This window comes from Brevundimonas sp. UBA7534, assembly GCF_002479325.1.
Taxonomy (GTDB): Bacteria; Pseudomonadota; Alphaproteobacteria; order Caulobacterales; family Caulobacteraceae; genus Brevundimonas.
This window is the reverse complement of record NZ_DLMO01000066.1, coordinates 47971-64158: the sequence shown is the minus strand read 5'-3', so window position 1 is coordinate 64158 and position 16188 is coordinate 47971. Positions and strand designations below refer to the sequence as shown.

The 16188-nt window shown below is 65.8% G+C and carries 10 protein-coding genes; 6 read left to right on the top strand and 4 right to left on the bottom strand.

Annotated elements, in window-relative coordinates; all coding sequences use genetic code 11:
* Both B2U11_RS05140 and B2U11_RS05135 read left to right on the top strand, forming a co-directional pair.
* The coding region (locus B2U11_RS05140; RefSeq protein ID WP_292070369.1) for a helicase-related protein at nt 1-1009 on the top strand (1009 nt) is incomplete at its 5' end.
* A 138-nt stretch (nt 1010-1147) separates the two neighbouring features.
* Nucleotides 1148-3415, top strand: coding sequence for a P-loop ATPase, Sll1717 family (locus B2U11_RS05135; RefSeq protein WP_292070368.1), 2268 nt, complete (start codon nt 1148-1150; stop codon nt 3413-3415).
* Nucleotides 3416-3562: 147 nt separating this feature from the next.
* Here B2U11_RS05135 and B2U11_RS05130 read toward each other — a convergent pair whose 3' ends face one another.
* Together B2U11_RS05130 and B2U11_RS05125 are read right to left on the bottom strand one after the other, a co-directional pair.
* On the bottom strand, nt 3563-3754 hold the full coding sequence (locus tag B2U11_RS05130) for a helix-turn-helix domain-containing protein (protein ID WP_292070367.1): 192 nt from the start codon (nt 3752-3754) through the stop codon (nt 3563-3565).
* A gap of 82 nt (nt 3755-3836) precedes the next feature.
* Entirely contained in the window at nt 3837-4616 is a 780-nt protein-coding gene (locus B2U11_RS05125; RefSeq protein ID WP_292070366.1) for a hypothetical protein, read from the bottom strand.
* A gap of 172 nt (nt 4617-4788) precedes the next feature.
* Here B2U11_RS05125 and B2U11_RS05120 point away from each other — a divergent pair, with 172 nt between their 5' ends.
* Nucleotides 4789-5346, top strand: a complete 558-nt coding sequence (locus B2U11_RS05120) for a hypothetical protein (protein ID WP_292070365.1) — start codon at nt 4789-4791, stop codon at nt 5344-5346.
* Nucleotides 5347-5403: 57 nt separating this feature from the next.
* The gene (gene putP, locus B2U11_RS05115; protein WP_292070364.1) at nt 5404-6918 is read left to right on the top strand and encodes a sodium/proline symporter PutP; all 1515 of its coding nucleotides are present in this window, start codon (nt 5404-5406) and stop codon (nt 6916-6918) included.
* A gap of 48 nt (nt 6919-6966) precedes the next feature.
* Here the strand turns inward: putP and lepA are convergent, their stop codons facing one another.
* Complete coding sequence (lepA, locus tag B2U11_RS05110; protein WP_292070363.1) at nt 6967-8775, bottom strand: translation elongation factor 4; 1809 nt, start codon at nt 8773-8775, stop codon at nt 6967-6969.
* Nucleotides 8776-8978: 203 nt separating this feature from the next.
* Between lepA and B2U11_RS05105 the strand changes: the two genes are divergently transcribed.
* Complete coding sequence (locus B2U11_RS05105) at nt 8979-10115, top strand: efflux RND transporter periplasmic adaptor subunit (RefSeq protein ID WP_292070362.1); 1137 nt, start codon at nt 8979-8981, stop codon at nt 10113-10115.
* Nucleotides 10116-10124: 9 nt separating this feature from the next.
* The gene (locus B2U11_RS05100; protein ID WP_292070361.1) at nt 10125-13220 is read left to right on the top strand and encodes an efflux RND transporter permease subunit; all 3096 of its coding nucleotides are present in this window, start codon (nt 10125-10127) and stop codon (nt 13218-13220) included.
* 383 nt (nt 13221-13603) lie between these two features.
* Here the strand turns inward: B2U11_RS05100 and B2U11_RS05095 are convergent.
* Nucleotides 13604-16188 (bottom strand): TonB-dependent receptor (locus B2U11_RS05095; RefSeq protein WP_292070360.1); only part of this gene is annotated, 2585 nt, incomplete at its 5' end.

The window sequence follows — 16188 nt, the reverse complement described above, 5'->3', positions numbered from 1 at the left end:
CATCGACAACCGCCCGCTGAAGTTCGAGGAATGGGACGCCATGCGGCCCCAGACGGTGCACGTCAGCGCCACACCCGGCCCGTGGGAGATGGAGCGGTCCGGCGGCGTCTTCGTCGAGCAGGTCATCCGCCCCACCGGCCTGATCGACCCGCCGGTCGAGATCCGCCCGGTCTCGGGGACCACCCGCAACCAGGTCGACGACGTCATCGACGAGGTCAAGGCCACCACGGCGCGCGGCTACCGCAGCCTGGTCACCACCCTGACCAAGAAGATGGCCGAGGACCTGACCGAATACATGCACGAACAGGGGGTGCGCGTCCGCTACATGCACTCCGACGTCGACACGCTGGAGCGGATCGAGATCCTGCGCGACCTGCGGCTGGGGACGTTCGACTGCCTGATCGGCATCAACCTGCTGCGCGAGGGGCTGGACATCCCCGAATGCGGCCTGGTCGCCATCCTGGACGCGGACAAGGAGGGCTTCCTGCGCTCCGAGACCAGCCTGATCCAGACCATCGGCCGCGCCGCCCGCAACGTGGACGGCCGCGTGATCCTGTACGCCGACCGCATGACCGGCAGCATGGAACGCGCCATCTCCGAGACCGACCGGCGCCGCGAGAAGCAGCAGGCCTACAACGCCGAACACGGCATCACGCCCGAGAGCGTCAAGCGCGACATCAAGGAGATCCTGGAAAGCCCCTATGAGTCCCGCGACATCGACCGCCTGACCCGCCCCGGCGTGGCCGAACAGGCCAAGCCCTTCGTCGGCTCCAACTTCCAGGCCGCGCTGAAGGACCTGGAAGGCCGCATGCGCGAGGCCGCCAGCAACCTGGAGTTCGAGGAAGCCGCCCGCCTGCGCGACGAGATCAAGCGCATGAAGCTGATGGACCTGGAGTTCGCCAACGAAGCCCTGACCGGCGCGGGGGAAGAGGTGGACAGGTCCGCGCCGAAGAAGTGGCGCGCCCAGGCGGCGGCGGAGAAGGCGGAGGCGTTCAGGAAGGGGCGGTAGGGCGACTCCGGACGGGCCTGCTCAATCGTACCCAGAATTTGTTACAAAAATCGACTTCAAGCTGCACAGTGGGGTTGCAGCGACTATCCACGGGGGAACACTTTGAAGGCCTTTTTCGCGTATCCATCGAAACCAGCGGTGGTCGGCCAACTGATCGAGGGGGCAGTCAAATCACTGCCTATCGGGGGGCTCGAAGTCCAGACCTGGGTTTCCAATGACATCTGCGGCTTACCGCTGACAGATCCGATATTTGAAAACATCCTCAAGTCCGATGTTGTTGTGGCGGACATTACGAGGCTCAACTTCAATGTTACGTTTGAAGTCGGCTTTGCGATCGCTAACGGAAAAAAGCTCCTTCTTACAAAGCACATAGGCACTGTTAGGGACGGTCGTTCGGACCGGGTCGGCGTCTTCGATACGTTAGGTTACGTCCAATACGAAACAACGAGTGACATTATTGCAATATTAGAATCTGACGTTAGCCCTAAGACGATCAACTTCCCCAGCGTTAAAGACTCGAAGTCGCCCGTCTACATCGTAGAGCCTCCAATTCGGGATGAACTTATCACGAAGTTGGTATCTCGGGTAAAGAAGACGCGTATACGCTACCGGAGCTTCAACCCTAACGAGGACGTCAGACTTTCAGCTACCGACGCCATTCGTCACGTGTCAGAATCTTTCGGTGTAATGATCCCGATCCTCGATGAGGCATACGAGGACGCCGAGGTGCACAACCTGCGAGGAGCATTCGTGGCCGGTCTCGCTCTCGGCGCAGGCATCCCGCTGAGCTTAGTCCAACACTTCGGGGGCCCCGCCCCCTTGGATGTCAGAGACCTTGTGTCAACTATCAAGCACCCTGATGATATCAGCTCACTGGTCCAAGCCTTCGCCATTTCCGTTACAGACGCAACGGATAACTTTGTTGGTTCGCCTGCTAGAGAGGCTGGATCCCTTGAGGCGCTGAATATAGGCGACTCAACGGCTGAAAACGAGTTTGAGGGGCTTGATCATTATTTTCACAATACTGATCAATATCTTAAGGCCGAGCGGGGAGAAGTGAACCTCGTCGTGGGGCGTAAAGGTACAGGTAAGACTGCCATCTTTGGTCATCTGAGGAATCGCAAGCGTCGCGATCGGTCGAACGTGATCGTCGATCTACGGCCGGAAGGATATCAGCTCATCCGCCTGAGAGAAGAAGTGTTTGAGAAATTGACCGCTGGAGCCAAGAATCATCTGATAATGGCGTTCTGGGAATTTATACTGTATATTGAGATATGCAATAAATTGATCGAGGGAGACCGGCAACGCCACATGGCGGATGCTGATATACATAAAATCTACACGCGAATTAGATCTCGCTATGGCGATCAACTTAAATTCGAAGAAGCCGATTTTTCCGAGCGTCTTCTTATGGTTTCCGAACACATTGTCCAGGAGTATAGGTCACGATACAGCGCATCGGACGGAGTCACCTTCTCAACAGCATCTTTGACGGAGATGCTCTACAAGACGGACATCAAGGACGTCCGATCGGATGTAGTAGAATACCTGAGGCTTAAAAAATCCGCAGTTATCCTATTCGACAACTTAGATCGCGGCTGGCCAGAAAGTGGACTTACCAATGATGACATACTTGTAATTAGGTGTCTTATAGATGCTGCTCGTAAAGTTCAGCGAGATTTGCGGCAGAATGATATCGACTTTTCTTCAATAGTTTTCTTGCGAAATGATGTTTACCAGATACTAATGCGCAGAACTGCCGACTTCGGTAAGGACCTGTCGGCTCAGTTAGACTGGACAGATCCTGATCAGATCAAGGAAGTTATTCGCCTTAGAATGATTATGAACAGGTCCGATGAAGCTCAAGATTTCAATGGACTGTGGCGTCGCTACTTCGTTCCATATGTTGATGGCGTCGAATCTTCCGACTACATTCTCGATAGATCGCTTCGTCGCCCCCGCAATGTCATCAAGATGATCTACGAGTCTCGCGCTTCAGCGATCAACTTAGGTCACAAGACGATCCAAGACAGTGACGTTAAGAAAGGCGTTGAGAGATTTTCTAGGAATCTTCTCATCGAAGCAGATCGGGAGCTTACCGATATCGCTCCAAGCGCAGAAGGTATTCTCTACAATTTAATCGGTGAAAAATCCGTTCTATCTAGATGCGATCTAGAGGGCGCTCTCTTTCAAGAAAAGTATCATGATCTTGATAGAGAAACGATCATTGATAGGCTTTTGTATTTCGGGTTCTTAGGGATTAGACGAGGACGGTCTACGAAATACATATACGATGTTGGATATGACATGAACTTAATACATGCGGAAATCAGAAAGTTCTCTGACGCTGTCCGGTATGAGATCAATCCAGCATTCTACTCTGTCTTATACATCGATGAAGGATAAATGCGAGGCAGCTCCCACGTCCGCTCCCGACGCACCGCGCCGATAGTCTCCCCCGCATACCGCGCTGGAGCGCCATTAAGGACCGGAACGAAGACGCCCGGACCAAGTCCGGCGGGGCTGGGACCAGAGGTAGCGATGGCGATCGGCTTAAACCAGCTCCACCTTCAACGCCCGCCCCAGCACGTGCGCCGCGCGGCTGAGGGTGTCCAGCGTCACGTTCGACGCCTCCGGGTCCAGCACCCGGTTCAGCTGAGCGCGGCTGGTCTCCATTTCGGCGGCCATGGCGGCGCGGGTCAGGCCCTGGGCCTTCATCGCCTGCTGGAGCTGGAGGGTGATCACGCTCTTGACCGGGCACAGGGCGACTTCCTCGCGGATACCGTCCTCCTCGAGGAAGTCGTCCAGGGTGGCGAGGTCCGCCTCCTCACCCGTCGTCGTCCAGCGACCGCTCCCAGTCCTCCGTCGGGACGACCTTGCCCGAGGCCAGATGCATGTCCTGGCCCAGACGGATGCGGCGGGCGCGGTCGTCTTCCTCCACGGGGGTCAGGCCGGCGGCGGTCAGGTGGGCCTCCAGCGCGTCGATGCGGCGGTCGCAGGCGCAGCGGCGGCTGACCTGGGCGTGGTGGAACTCCTCGTTCAGGCGCGACAGGCGCTGGCGCCGGCGGTGATAGGGGATGGCGACGGGGTCGGGGTCCTTGTCCGGGTCGCGGGCCAGGCGGCGGTTGGGCAGGTCGTCGTCCATCAGGATGTCGACCACCAGCTGCAGCGGGGCGGTGTCGGGGGTCAGGGCGTTGCGGCGGGCGTCGTCGCGGCCGGCCAGCTTGCGATAGCGCTCGGCCAGGCCGGCCAGGGCGTGGGCGCGGCTCCAGTCGCCGTCGCGCATGGCCCGGCCCGAGGCCTGGGTCGCCGCGCGGGCCAGGTCGGCGGGGTCGGCGTCGGGCTCGACCGGAAAGGCGGCGTCGGAAACGGCGTCGGGGGAACCTGGGTCGGGGGAACCGGCGTCGGGGGCGCCGTCAGGACCGGCGGCGTCGGGGGCGGGCCGGTCGCGGGACCAGCCCTCGCGTCCGATGCGGCCGCGCACGGCCGAGACGGTGAGGCCATAGGCGGCGGCGACATCGGCGACGGACATGCCGGCCTGAAAGGCGCGGCGGGCCTGGGACCAGAGGGCGGCGGGGCGACGGGCGTAGGGGCGTGTGTTTTCCATCCGCCCATTATCGACCGGGCCGAAACCCAGGCGCGCCGAACGCCGATTTCCGAGGGCAAGCCCTTGGAATCGCATGAGGCGGAGCGGGGGCTGGCGGGCGCCGGCGCGCGCAATTCGGGCGTCGTGGCGGCGAGCGACCGATCCTGACGCAGGGGCGTGGCAGCGTGGGGTCATGACCTATCCGGGAACCTATTCTTCACGGGCCAAGATCCGCTCGCCCCAGACCTGGGCCGAGGTGCGGCGGGGGTGGGAGCGGGGCGAGACGGCCGCCTCCCTGGCCCGGCGCTATGACGTGGGGCTGGCCAATCTGTGGCGGCGGCGGGCGTCGGAGGGCTGGCGCCGGCTGCGGCCCGAGGACCCGACGCCCGAACCGATCGAGGGCTGGGCGCGTCACGCGGAGGCCCAGCGCCAGGCCTTCGACCAGCGGCTGCGCGATGCGCGGGACCTGGCCGAATGCCTGGTGGAGGCGATGCGGGACGAGCGGCTGAACCGGGCGCCGCACTGGCACATTCCGTGGCTGTACCACTGGCGGGCCGAGCACCTGGGGCCCGAGGCCGCCGCGCGGGACCGGGCGCGGGCGATCGAGGCCGGGCATCCGTGGGCCGAGGTCTTCTGGCGGACGGACGGCTCGCTGAAGCCGCTGGACGTGCTGGACCAGGAGATGGCGCGGCTGCATCCGGCGGAACTGAGCGAGGAACTGGGCCTGCCCGAGGGGGTGGCGGCGCCCTGAGGCCGGGGGCGCCCTGCCCCGATTTGGCCGCAAAGGGTTGTCGGCGGGGGATTTCGCTTGCTACCCCAAGGCATGGAAATCGGAACCTACATCACCCTCGGACTGTATTTTGCGCTGATGCTGGGCATCGGCGTCTATTCGTTCCGCACCAGCACCGACGACGTGTCCGGCTATGTCCTGGGCGGACGCAGGCTGGGGCCGACGGTGTCGGCGCTGTCGGCCGGCGCCTCGGACATGAGCGGCTGGATGCTGATGGGCCTGCCCGGCGCCATGTATGTGTCGGGCCTGTCGTCGGCGTGGATCGCCATCGGCCTGTTCGCCGGCGCCCTGGCCAACTATCTGATCGTGGCGCCGCGGCTGCGGGTCTATACCGAGGCGGCGCAGGACGCCCTGACCATTCCCGACTATTTCGGCAAGCGGTTCAACGACCGGTCGCGGCTGCTGCGGATCGTGTCGGCGGTGGTGATCGTGGTGTTCTTCACCCTGTACACCTCGTCGGGCATGGTGGCGGGGGGCAAGCTGTTCCAGAGCGCGTTCGGCCTGGACTACGGCTGGGGCCTGTGGCTGACCGCCGGGGTGGTGCTGGCCTATACGATGATCGGCGGCTTCATGGCCGTCAGCCTGACCGACTTCGTCCAGGGGTGCATCATGTTCGTGGCCCTGGTGCTGGTGCCGGTCGTGGCGCTGAGCCACATCGGCGGCCTGGGCGGCATGACCGAAACCGTGCGCGGGATCGATCCCGGCCTGCTGGACCTGTTCCGGGGCGTGACGGTGATCGGCGCGATCTCGGCCCTGGCCTGGGGGCTGGGCTATTTCGGACAGCCGCACATCATCGTGCGCTTCATGGCCGTGCGCTCGGTGCGCGACGTGCCCAAGATGCGCAACATCGGCATGGGCTGGATGGCGGTGACGGTGCTCGGCGCGCTGGGCACGGGCCTGGCCGGCCTGGCCTACGCCACGCGCACGGGACTGGAGATAGCGGACCCGGAGACGATCTTCATCGTGCTGGGCGACGTGCTGTTCCACCCGCTGATCACCGGCTTCCTGCTGGCGGCCATCCTGGCGGCGATTATGAGCACCATCTCATCGCAGTTGCTGGTGTCGTCCAGTTCGCTGGTCGAGGACTTCTACGCCGTCTTCCTGCGCAGGAACGCGCCGCAGAAGGAGCTGGTGACGGTCGGGCGGCTGGCGGTTCTGGCCGTGTCGCTGGCGGCGATCGGACTGGCCTACAATCCCAACAGCAATGTGCTGAGCCTGGTGTCCCAGGCCTGGGCCGGGTTCGGGGCCGCCTTCGGGCCGCTGGTGATCCTGTCGCTGACGTGGAAGCGGATGACCCGCAACGGCGCCCTGGCGGGGATGATCGTCGGCGCGGCGACGGTGCTGTTCTGGATCTACGCCCCGGTGCTGCCGGGTGGCGCGACGCTGAGCAGCGTTCTCTACGAAATGGTCCCCGGCTTCCTGCTGAGCCTGCTGGCCATCGTGGTCGTCAGCAAGCTGGACAAGGCGCCCGAGGCGGACGTGGTCGAGACCTTCGAACACGTGGAGCAGCTGCTGGCCGACGCGCGCAAGTGACGAAGGATGAGGCGGGGGCGCCGGCCCCCGCGCTTCTCGAAGAGGGTGTCAGTCCTCGTCCATCTTCAGGGCGGCGATGAAGGCTTCCTGCGGGATCTCGACCTTGCCGAACTGGCGCATCCGCTTCTTGCCGGCCTTCTGCTTTTCCAGGAGCTTCTTCTTGCGGGTGGCGTCGCCGCCGTAGCATTTGGACGTCACGTCCTTCCGCAGCGCGCGCACCGTCTCCCGCGCGATGATCTTGCCGCCGATGGCCGCCTGGATCGGGATCTGGAACAGATGCGGCGGGATCAGCTCCTTCATCTTCTCGACCATGCCGCGGCCGCGCGTCTCGGCCCGGGCGCGGTGGACCAGCATGGACAGGGCGTCCACCGGCTCGGCGTTGACCAGGATCGACATCTTGACCAGGTCGCCCTCGCGATAGTCGGTCAGTTCGTAGTCGAAGGAGGCGTAGCCCTTCGAGATCGACTTCAGCCGGTCGTAGAAGTCGAATACCACCTCGTTCAGCGGCAGCTCATAGACCACCATCGCCCGGCTGCCGACGTAGGACAGTTCCGACTGGATGCCGCGCCGGTCCTGGCACAGCTTGATGACCCCGCCCAGATATTCGTCGGGCGTCAGGATGGTGGCCTTGATCCAGGGTTCGGCGATGGACTCGATCTGCATCACGTCGGGCAGGTCGGCCGGGTTGTGCAGGTCGATCTCGGTCCCGTCGCGCTGCTTGATCTTGTAGACGACCGAGGGGGCCGTCGCGATCAGGTCCAGATTGAACTCGCGGCTGAGGCGCTCCTGGATGATCTCCAGGTGCAGCAGACCCAGGAAGCCGCAGCGGAAGCCGAAGCCCAGGGCGGCCGAGGACTCCATCTCATAGGTGAAGGAGGCGTCGTTCAGGCGCAGCTTGCCGATGGCGGCGCGCAGGTCCTCGAAGTCGGCGGCGTCGACCGGGAACAGGCCGCAGAAGACCACCGACTGGACTTCCTTGAAGCCCTTCAGTGGCTCGGCGGTCGGCTTCTTCTCGTCGGTGATGGTGTCGCCGACGGCGGCGTGGGCCACTTCCTTGATCTGGGCGGTGATGAAGCCGACCTCGCCGGGGCCGAGCTGATCGACCGGCGTGTTCTTGGGCAGGAAGACGCCGACCCGGTCGATCAGGTGGGTCGAGCCGTTGCGCATCATCTTGACCCGCATGCCGGTCTTCAGCACGCCGTCGAACACCCGCACCAGAACCACGACGCCGAGGTAGGGGTCGTACCAGGCGTCGACCAGCATGGCCTTCAACGGCGCATTGGCGTCGCCCTTGGGCGCCGGCAGGCGGGCGACCACGGCCTCCAGCACGTCCTCGATGCCCAGACCCGACTTGGCGCTGGCCAGGACGGCGTCGGAGGCGTCGATGCCGATGACGTCCTCGATCTGGGCCTTGACCCGGTCCGGCTCGGCGGCGGGCAGGTCGATCTTGTTCAGGACCGGCACGATCTCGTGGTTGTTGTCGATGGCCTGATAGACGTTGGCCAGGGTCTGGGCCTCCACCCCCTGCGAGGCGTCCACCACCAGGATCGAGCCCTCGCAGGCGGCCAGGGACCGGCTGACCTCATAGGCGAAGTCGACGTGGCCCGGGGTGTCCATCAGGTTCAGCACATAGTCCTGCCCGTCGCGCGCCTTGTAGTTCAGGCGCACGGTCTGGGCCTTGATGGTGATGCCCCGCTCCTGCTCGATCTCCATGTTGTCCAGCACCTGCTCGGACATCTCGCGCTGGGACAGGCCGCCGGTGGCCTGGATCAGGCGGTCGGAGAGGGTGGATTTCCCATGGTCGATGTGGGCGACGATGGAGAAGTTCCGGATGCGGTCGATGGGCGGCGTGGTCATGCGCGCGCCCCTATCACGCGCGCGGGCCGGGACCAAGCGGCGGGGACCGCGGCGGCCTTTCGCAACCTTCACTGCGCCACATTAAGCCTTTGCAATGAAAGCTGTGGGCGTTTGAGCGGACTTCCCGGACGCGGTATGGGACGAAACCGCACAGTCGCCTCCCCCGCCTGGTCTCAGGGACCGCAGACGCAAGGACCGTTTCCGTGTTCACCCTCTCTCGTTCGACCTTGGCCGCGACCGCGGCCTTCGGCGTGATGCTTCTTTCGGCCTGCGGCGGCCACGGTGACGAAAAGGCCTCCGAAAAGGCCGGCGCCTCGCGCCAGACCGTGACCGTGGCGACGGTCAGCCAGACGAACCTGGACCGCAAGGTCAGCGCCTCGGGCACCGTGTCCGCCTGGGAAGAGGTGCCCGTCGCGGCCGAGACCGGCGGCCTGACGGCGACCGCCCTCTATGTCGACGAGGGCTCCTATGTCCGCCAGGGTCAGCCCCTGGTGCAGATGAACGACGTGCTGCTGCGCGCGCAGCTGCAGCAGCAGCAGGCCCAGGTCCAGCTGGCCGAGGCGAACGCAGCGCGCGACGACGCCGCCCTGGACCGCGCCCAGGAGCTGAAGGAACGCGGCTTCCTGTCGCAGGCGTCGCTGGACACGGCCCTGGCCAACCAGCGCTCCTCGGCCGCCAACCTGGCCGCCGCCCGCGCCACCCTGTCGCAGACCCGCACCCAGCTGAGCCAGGCCACCATCCGCGCGCCCGTCAGCGGGCAGATCATCAGCCGCAGCGTCACCAAGGGCCAGATCATCCAGGCCGGGACGGAGCTGTTCCGCATGGTGCGCGACGGCCGCCTGGAACTGGACGCCCAGGTGCCCGAGACCGAGCTGCCGCTGATCCGCGCCGGTCAGTCGGCCGCGATCACTTCCAGCGAGGCGGGATCGACCACCGGCACGGTGCGCATAGTGACGCCAGAGGTGAACGCCGAGACGCGCCTGGGCGTGGCCCGCATCTCGCTGGCGCCGGGCAGTCAGCTGAAGCCGGGCATGTTCGCCCGCGCCAGCATCGCCGTGGGCGACCAGCCGGCGACGACGGTTCCGACCGCCTCGGTGCTGTATCGCAACAACCGCGCGGGGGTCTTCGTGCTGAGCGCGGACGGGTCGACGGTCCGCTTCCAGCCGATCGAGGTGCTGTCGCGCACCGACGCGCAGACCGCCGTCAGCGGCGTCCCGACCGGCGCGCGCGTGGTGGTCCAGGGCGCGGGCTTCCTGAACGACGGCGACCACGTGACCGTGGCCGCGGCCGGCGCGGGCCAGAGGTCCGCTCAGGCGCCCGCCCAGCCGGCCGGCAAGTAAGGACCGGCCATGAACCAGATTTCGTCCTGGGCGATCAAGAATCCCATCCCGATCATCCTGCTGTTCATCCTGCTGACGCTGGGTGGGATCACCGGCTTCGCCGGGATGCGGATCAACAACAACCCCGACATCGACTTCCCGATCGTGGCCGTCACCGCGGCCCGCCCGGGCGCGGCCCCGGCCGAGATGGAGGTCCAGGTCACGCGCCTGATCGAGGATTCGATCGCCGGCCTGTCGGGCGTGCGCCACATCTATTCCAACGTCTCGGACGGCGTGTCCTCCACGACCATCGAGTTCGAGCTGGGCACCGACACCGAGCGCGCCACCAACGACGTGCGCAACGCCATGAGCGGCGTGCGCGCCAGCCTGCCCCAGGACATGCAGGAGCCGACCGTCCAGCGCATCGACATCACCGGCGACGCCCTGATCACCTATGTGGTGCGCTCGCCCACCATGTCGCCGGAACAGATCAGCTGGTTCATCGACAACGAAGTCAGCCGCTCGCTGCTGGCGCTGGGCGGGGTCGGAGAGGTCAACCGCTCCGGCGGGGTCGACCGCGAGATGCGGGTCGAGCTGGATCCCCAGCGTCTGGCCGCCTATGGCGTGACCGCCGCCCAGGTCAGCCAGGCCCTGGTCAACGTCAACAACAACCTGCCGGGCGGCCGCGTCACCGTCGCCGGGTCCGAGCGGGCCGTGCGGACCGTGGGCGCCGCCACCTCGCTGGAGCAACTGCGCCAGACCCTGGTGCCGCTGGGCGACGGGCGGACCGTGCGCCTGGACGACCTAGGCAAGGTCGAGGACAAGTGGGGCGAGCCGCGCCGCATCGCCCGCTATGACGGCCAGGAGGCGGTGACCTTCAACTTCCTGCGCTCGCGCACCGCCAGCGAGGTCGATCTGGCCAAGCGCGTCCGCGCCGAGGTCGCCCGCATCGACGAGGCCAATCCCAACCTGACCATCCAGCAGGTGACGTCCAGCGTCCAGTATATCGAGGAGAGCTATCTGGCGTCGCTGGAGGCGCTGATCCTGGGCGCCGTGCTGGCCGTGATCGTGGTGTGGATCTTCCTGCGCGACTGGCGCGCGACCCTGATCGCCGCGACCGCCATGCCGATGTCGCTGATCCCGACCTTCGCCATCCTGGCGCCGATGGACCAGTCGCTGAACGTGGTGACGCTGCTGGCGCTGTCCCTGACCATCGGCATCCTGGTCGACGACGCCATCGTCGAGATCGAGAACATCGTGCGCCATATGCGCGATGGAAAGCCCCCCTATGACGCCGCCGTCGAGGCCGCCGACGAGATCGGCCTGGCGGTCGTGGCCACGACGGGGACCATCATCGCCGTGTTCGCGCCGGTCGGTTTCATGCCCGGCATCATCGGCCAGTTCTTCAAGGCCTTCGCCCTGGCGGCCTGCATCAGCGTCTTCTTCTCGCTGGTCGTGGCGCGGACGCTGACGCCGCTGATGGCGGCCTATATGCTGAAGCACACCAAGCACGAGGACCGCGACCCGTTCTGGATGAGCGGCTATCTGAAGGCGCTGCGCTGGTCGCTGGGCAATCGCTGGAAGGTGTTCATCCTGGGCGCCCTGTTCCTGGTGGGGTCCATCGGCCTGTCGATCGCGTCCAAGATGTCGTTCGAATTCATGTCGCCCGCCGACGAAGGCCGCGCCGCCTTCCAGATCGAGACCCCGCCGGGCACCACCCTGCGCGAGACCGACGCCATCGTGCAGCGCGTCACGGACCTGCTGGAGGCCCGGCCCGAGGTCACCTCGGTCTATGCCGCCATCGGCGGACAGGACGTGAACCAGGCCAACGTCTATGCCGACATGGTGCCCAAGGGCGACCGCGAGCTGAGCCAGCAGGCCTTCGCCCGCGTCATGGTCGACCAGATGAAGCAGATCCCCGGCGCCCGCATCCGCGCCGGCATCGCCCAGCAGGGCGGCGGCCCCGGCGACGGGACCAGCTACACCTTCTCCATCCTGGGCGATAATCCCGACACGCTGGAAGCCGCCGCCCGCGCGGTGGAGGAGCAGATGCGCGGCGTCCCCGGCCTGGCCAATGTGGTCAACACCGCCGCCATCGCCCGCCCCGAGATCGTGGTCACCCCGCGACCGGACGAGGCCGCCCTGGCCGGAGTCTCGGCCGGGTCCATCTCCCAGGCCGTGCGGGTCGCCACCATCGGCGACGTCGACCAGAACCTGCCCAAGTACAATCTGGGCGACCGCCAGATCCCGATCCGCCTGCAGCTGACCGAAGAGGCGCGCGAGGATCTGAACGTGCTGGAGAACCTGCGCGTGCCGACCGCGTCGGGAACCTCGGTCCCGCTCAGCGCCGTGGCCGATATCGAATTCGGCGCCGGCCCCGCGACCGTCAGCCGCCAGGACCGCTCGCGCATCGCCTCGATCACGGCCGAGCTGGACGGCATCACCACCGGCGCGGCCGGCCAGGCGGTGCAGCGGCTGCCCGCCGTGCAGAACCTGCCCGCCGGCGTGCGCCAGGTGCCGGCCGGCGACGCCGAGTTCATCCAGGAGATGATCACCGGCTTCGCCATCGCCTTCGTCTCGGGCATCCTGCTGATGTATGCGGTGCTGACGCTGCTGTTCAAAAGCTTCGCCTATCCGATCACCATCATGGCCGCCCTGCCCCTGGCCATCGGCGGAGCCTTCATCGCCCTGGTGATCGCCGACCGCAGCTTCTCCATGTCGGCCCTGATCGGGGTGCTGATGCTGATGGGGATCGCGGCCAAGAACTCCATCCTGCTGGTCGACTATGTCATCATCGCCGAGCAGGAGGGGATGAAGCGCTTCGACGCCATCATGGACGCCGCCCACAAGCGCGCGCGGCCGATCCTGATGACCACCTTCGCCATGGGCGCGGGCATGGTGCCCATCGCCATCGGCTGGGGCGCCGACGTGGAGTTCCGCTCGCCCATGGCGATCGCGGTGCTGGGCGGGCTGATCTCCTCGACCTTCCTGTCGCTGCTCTACATCCCGGCGATCTTCACCATCGTCGACGACATGGCCCAGTTCGCCCGCCGCAACCTGCGTCGCCTGACGGCGGGACAACGGCGGATGGACGGGGAGCGGGAGCAGCCGAGACTGGCGGAGTGAGGCCGACGCCCATCGCGGACCTTCGGGAGGTCCGCGACGGGTGGAAAGCAGAACTCAGCTGTGCATCAATGCCTGGATGGCTCGCTCGACCCGAAACCGCAGTGGAGTGCCCTCTGAGTCGAGCCTCTCCGACCTGTCGGATGCTGAGCTTGAAAAGGAAGCGGCGCGCGTAGCGAGCAGGTTGGCCACACCCTTGTCGCCGCTACTTTTGAAGCTTTTCCTGAAGCGGCGTCACGCTGTCCAAGCCGAACGGGCTCGGCGCACGGACTAAGTCCGCAACGGGTCGATTTCAGAAGCGGCCTCCCTGCCAGTAACGCGACCATGAAAAAGGGCCGGCCGGTTTTCCGGTCGGCCCTTCGTCGTTCGGCCCTGAGGTGGAGCGATCAGTATTTGACGCGCAGGGTGACGCCGTAGGTGCGCGGGGCGCCCAGGAAGGCGCTGATGCCCTGGGTGTCCAGCGCCTGGTTGTAATAGGTGCCGTTCGGCTGGACCGTGGACTGGAAGGCCGTGCCCTGGAGCGGCGAGTTGTAGGCGACCTGGACGTATTCCTCGTCGGTCAGGTTCTGGGCCCAGACGTCGACGGTCCAGCGCTCGTCGTCCGACCCCAGCGAGATGCGGCCGTTCACGACGGTGAAGGCGTCCTGCATCTTGAACGGGATCAGGTCCGAGCCGGTGTTGTATTCGGTCATGTACTTGGCCGACAGGGCGAAGCCGCCGCGCAGGCCGCCGCCCAGCGACCGCTCGAAGTTGACCGAGGCCGAACCCGACCATTCCGGCGCGAAGGACGGACGCGCGCCCGGCAGCAGCGACAGCTGCGGGAAGCGGCCGGGGCTGGTCAGGTCGGCGGCGGTGAAGTCGCCGTACTCCGCGTCGGTGTAGGTCAGGCCGCCCGACAGGGTCAGGCCCTCCACCGGCGTGAACCACATCATGTCGGCGTCGACGCCCTGGGTCTTCAGCTCGGGGATGGATTCCACCACGAAGGCGGTGCCCAGGAAGGTGTTGAGCTGGAAGTCCTCGAACTTCTGGTTGAAGTAGGTGGCGTTGAACAGCACCGACTTGTCGAACAGCGAGCTCTTGAAGCCCAGCTCGTAGCTGTCCACCGTCTCGGCCGGGAAGAACAGCGAGGCGTCCGGGGTGATGCCCGTCTGCACGCGGTCCATGTTGTAGCCGAAGCCCTTATAGCCGCGGGCGTAGGAGCCATAGACCATCACGCCGTCGTTGATCCGGTAGGCCGCCTTGATGGTGCCCGAGACCTCGCTGTCGTCATGGCTCTCGCTGATGGCGCGGTTGTCGTAGAGCACGTTGTTCCACGGCAGGCACTGCGGGCCGATCAGGGCGTTGGCCGCGGCCGCGCCGGCCGCCGAGCTGCCCAGCAGGCCGCCGAAGGCGCCGGCGATCAGCGACGAATTGGCCAGCACGGCCGCGCACGAGGCGCCGTTGCCGTTGACGTTGTCCTGCAAGCCCAGCAGGCGCTTGTCGTCCATGGTGTAGCGCAGGCCCAGCGTCAGCTCGAACTGATCGGTCACGCGCCAGGTGTTGTTGGTGAACAGGGCGAACGACTGGGAGGTCTGGGCGTAGTTGTCGACCACGCCCTGGCCGACGATGTTCACCGGCGCGCCGGGCAGCGGCGGCGTCAGGGCGTTGCCGGTCAGACAGCCCAGGAAATACTGCGCCCGCGCCGCCGCCGGAACCAGGCTGTAATCGCCAGAGAAGCACCCCAGCCGCGCGCCGCTGGGCGCCACGGCCCCACCCGTCTGGGCCGCCAGGCTGGAGGTCAGCAGCAGCGACAGGAAGGGATTGTAGTCCGAGCCGAAGAAGAAGCTGTCCTGACGGCCGATGTCTTCCTTGGTGGCGAAGGCGCCGACCAGCCAGTCGAACTTGTCGCTGGTGCCCGCCAGGCGGATCTCCTGGGTCAGGTTGGTCAGGTCGTAACCGTAGCTGCCGTCGTCTTCGCGATACAGGATGTCGGCGCCGGTGTAGTCGATGTCCATGCCGTTGACGGTCGACCAGTCGCGGTACGAGGTGATCGAGGTCAGGCGCGCGTTCCACGACGGGATGTCGATGTTGGCTTCCGCCGACAGGCCCATGTCCTCCATGACCTGGTTGGTGTCGCGGTTGGCGTAGGCCAGGCGCGAGAAGGGCACGCGGCCGTCGCCCCCGCCTTGCGCCGCCGTGCCGGGGCCGTTGGGCGCCGTCAGGGCGTTGATGATGGCCGCGGTCGGGCTGGAGCGGGTGACGACGCCGACGCAGCAGTATTCGTCGCGCTTGGAATAGTCGGCGATCAGGCGCACCGAGGCGTTCTCGGACGGCTGGATCAACAGCTGGCCGCGCACGGTCCAGAAGTCCTGGTTCTGGTCGTCGGTGGCGGTGCGCGGACCGTCGCCGGTGTCCACGTCATAGAAGCCGTCACGCTGTCTGGCCGCGGCGTACAGGCGGCCGGCCACGGTGTCGGTGATCGGCCCGGTGACCGAGCCGGCCACGCCCCAGGCGCCGTAGTTGCCGGCGGTCGCCTCGGCCTGGAAGCCGGGGTTGAAGGACGGCTGGGCGGTGATGATGTTGATGACGCCGGCCGAGGTGTTCTTGCCGAACAGGGTGCCCTGCGGCCCCTTCAGAACCTCGATGCGGCTGAGTTCGCCCAGGTCGCCGAAGCCCACGCCGTTGCGCGAGCGATAGACGCCGTCGATGACCACGCCGACCGAACTTTCCAGGCCGGGGTTGTCGCCCACGGTGCCGACGCCGCGGATGCGGGCGGTGGTCGAGGCTTCGGACTGGGTCGAGGTCACGGTCATGCCCGGCGTCAGAATCTGCAGATCCTTGATGTCGCGCACGCCGGCCTTTTCCAGCGCCTCTTCCGACAGGGAGGTGACCACGACGGGCACGTCCTGCAGGCTCTGTTCGCGCAGCTGGGCGGTGACGATGATGTCGTCGACCGTGGTCGGCGCTTCCTGGGCGGCGGCGGCGCCGGCGA

What these genes read in the sequence shown, in the direction of transcription:
- B2U11_RS05125 (WP_292070366.1), bottom strand. Translation starts at nt 4,616, where the DNA reads ATGGAAAACACACGCCCCTACGCCCGTCGCCCCGCCGCCCTCTGGTCC.
- B2U11_RS05120 (WP_292070365.1), top strand. Translation starts at nt 4,789, where the DNA reads ATGACCTATCCGGGAACCTATTCTTCACGGGCCAAGATCCGCTCGCCC.
- lepA (WP_292070363.1), bottom strand. Translation starts at nt 8,775, where the DNA reads ATGACCACGCCGCCCATCGACCGCATCCGGAACTTCTCCATCGTCGCC.
- B2U11_RS05100 (WP_292070361.1), top strand. Translation starts at nt 10,125, where the DNA reads ATGAACCAGATTTCGTCCTGGGCGATCAAGAATCCCATCCCGATCATC.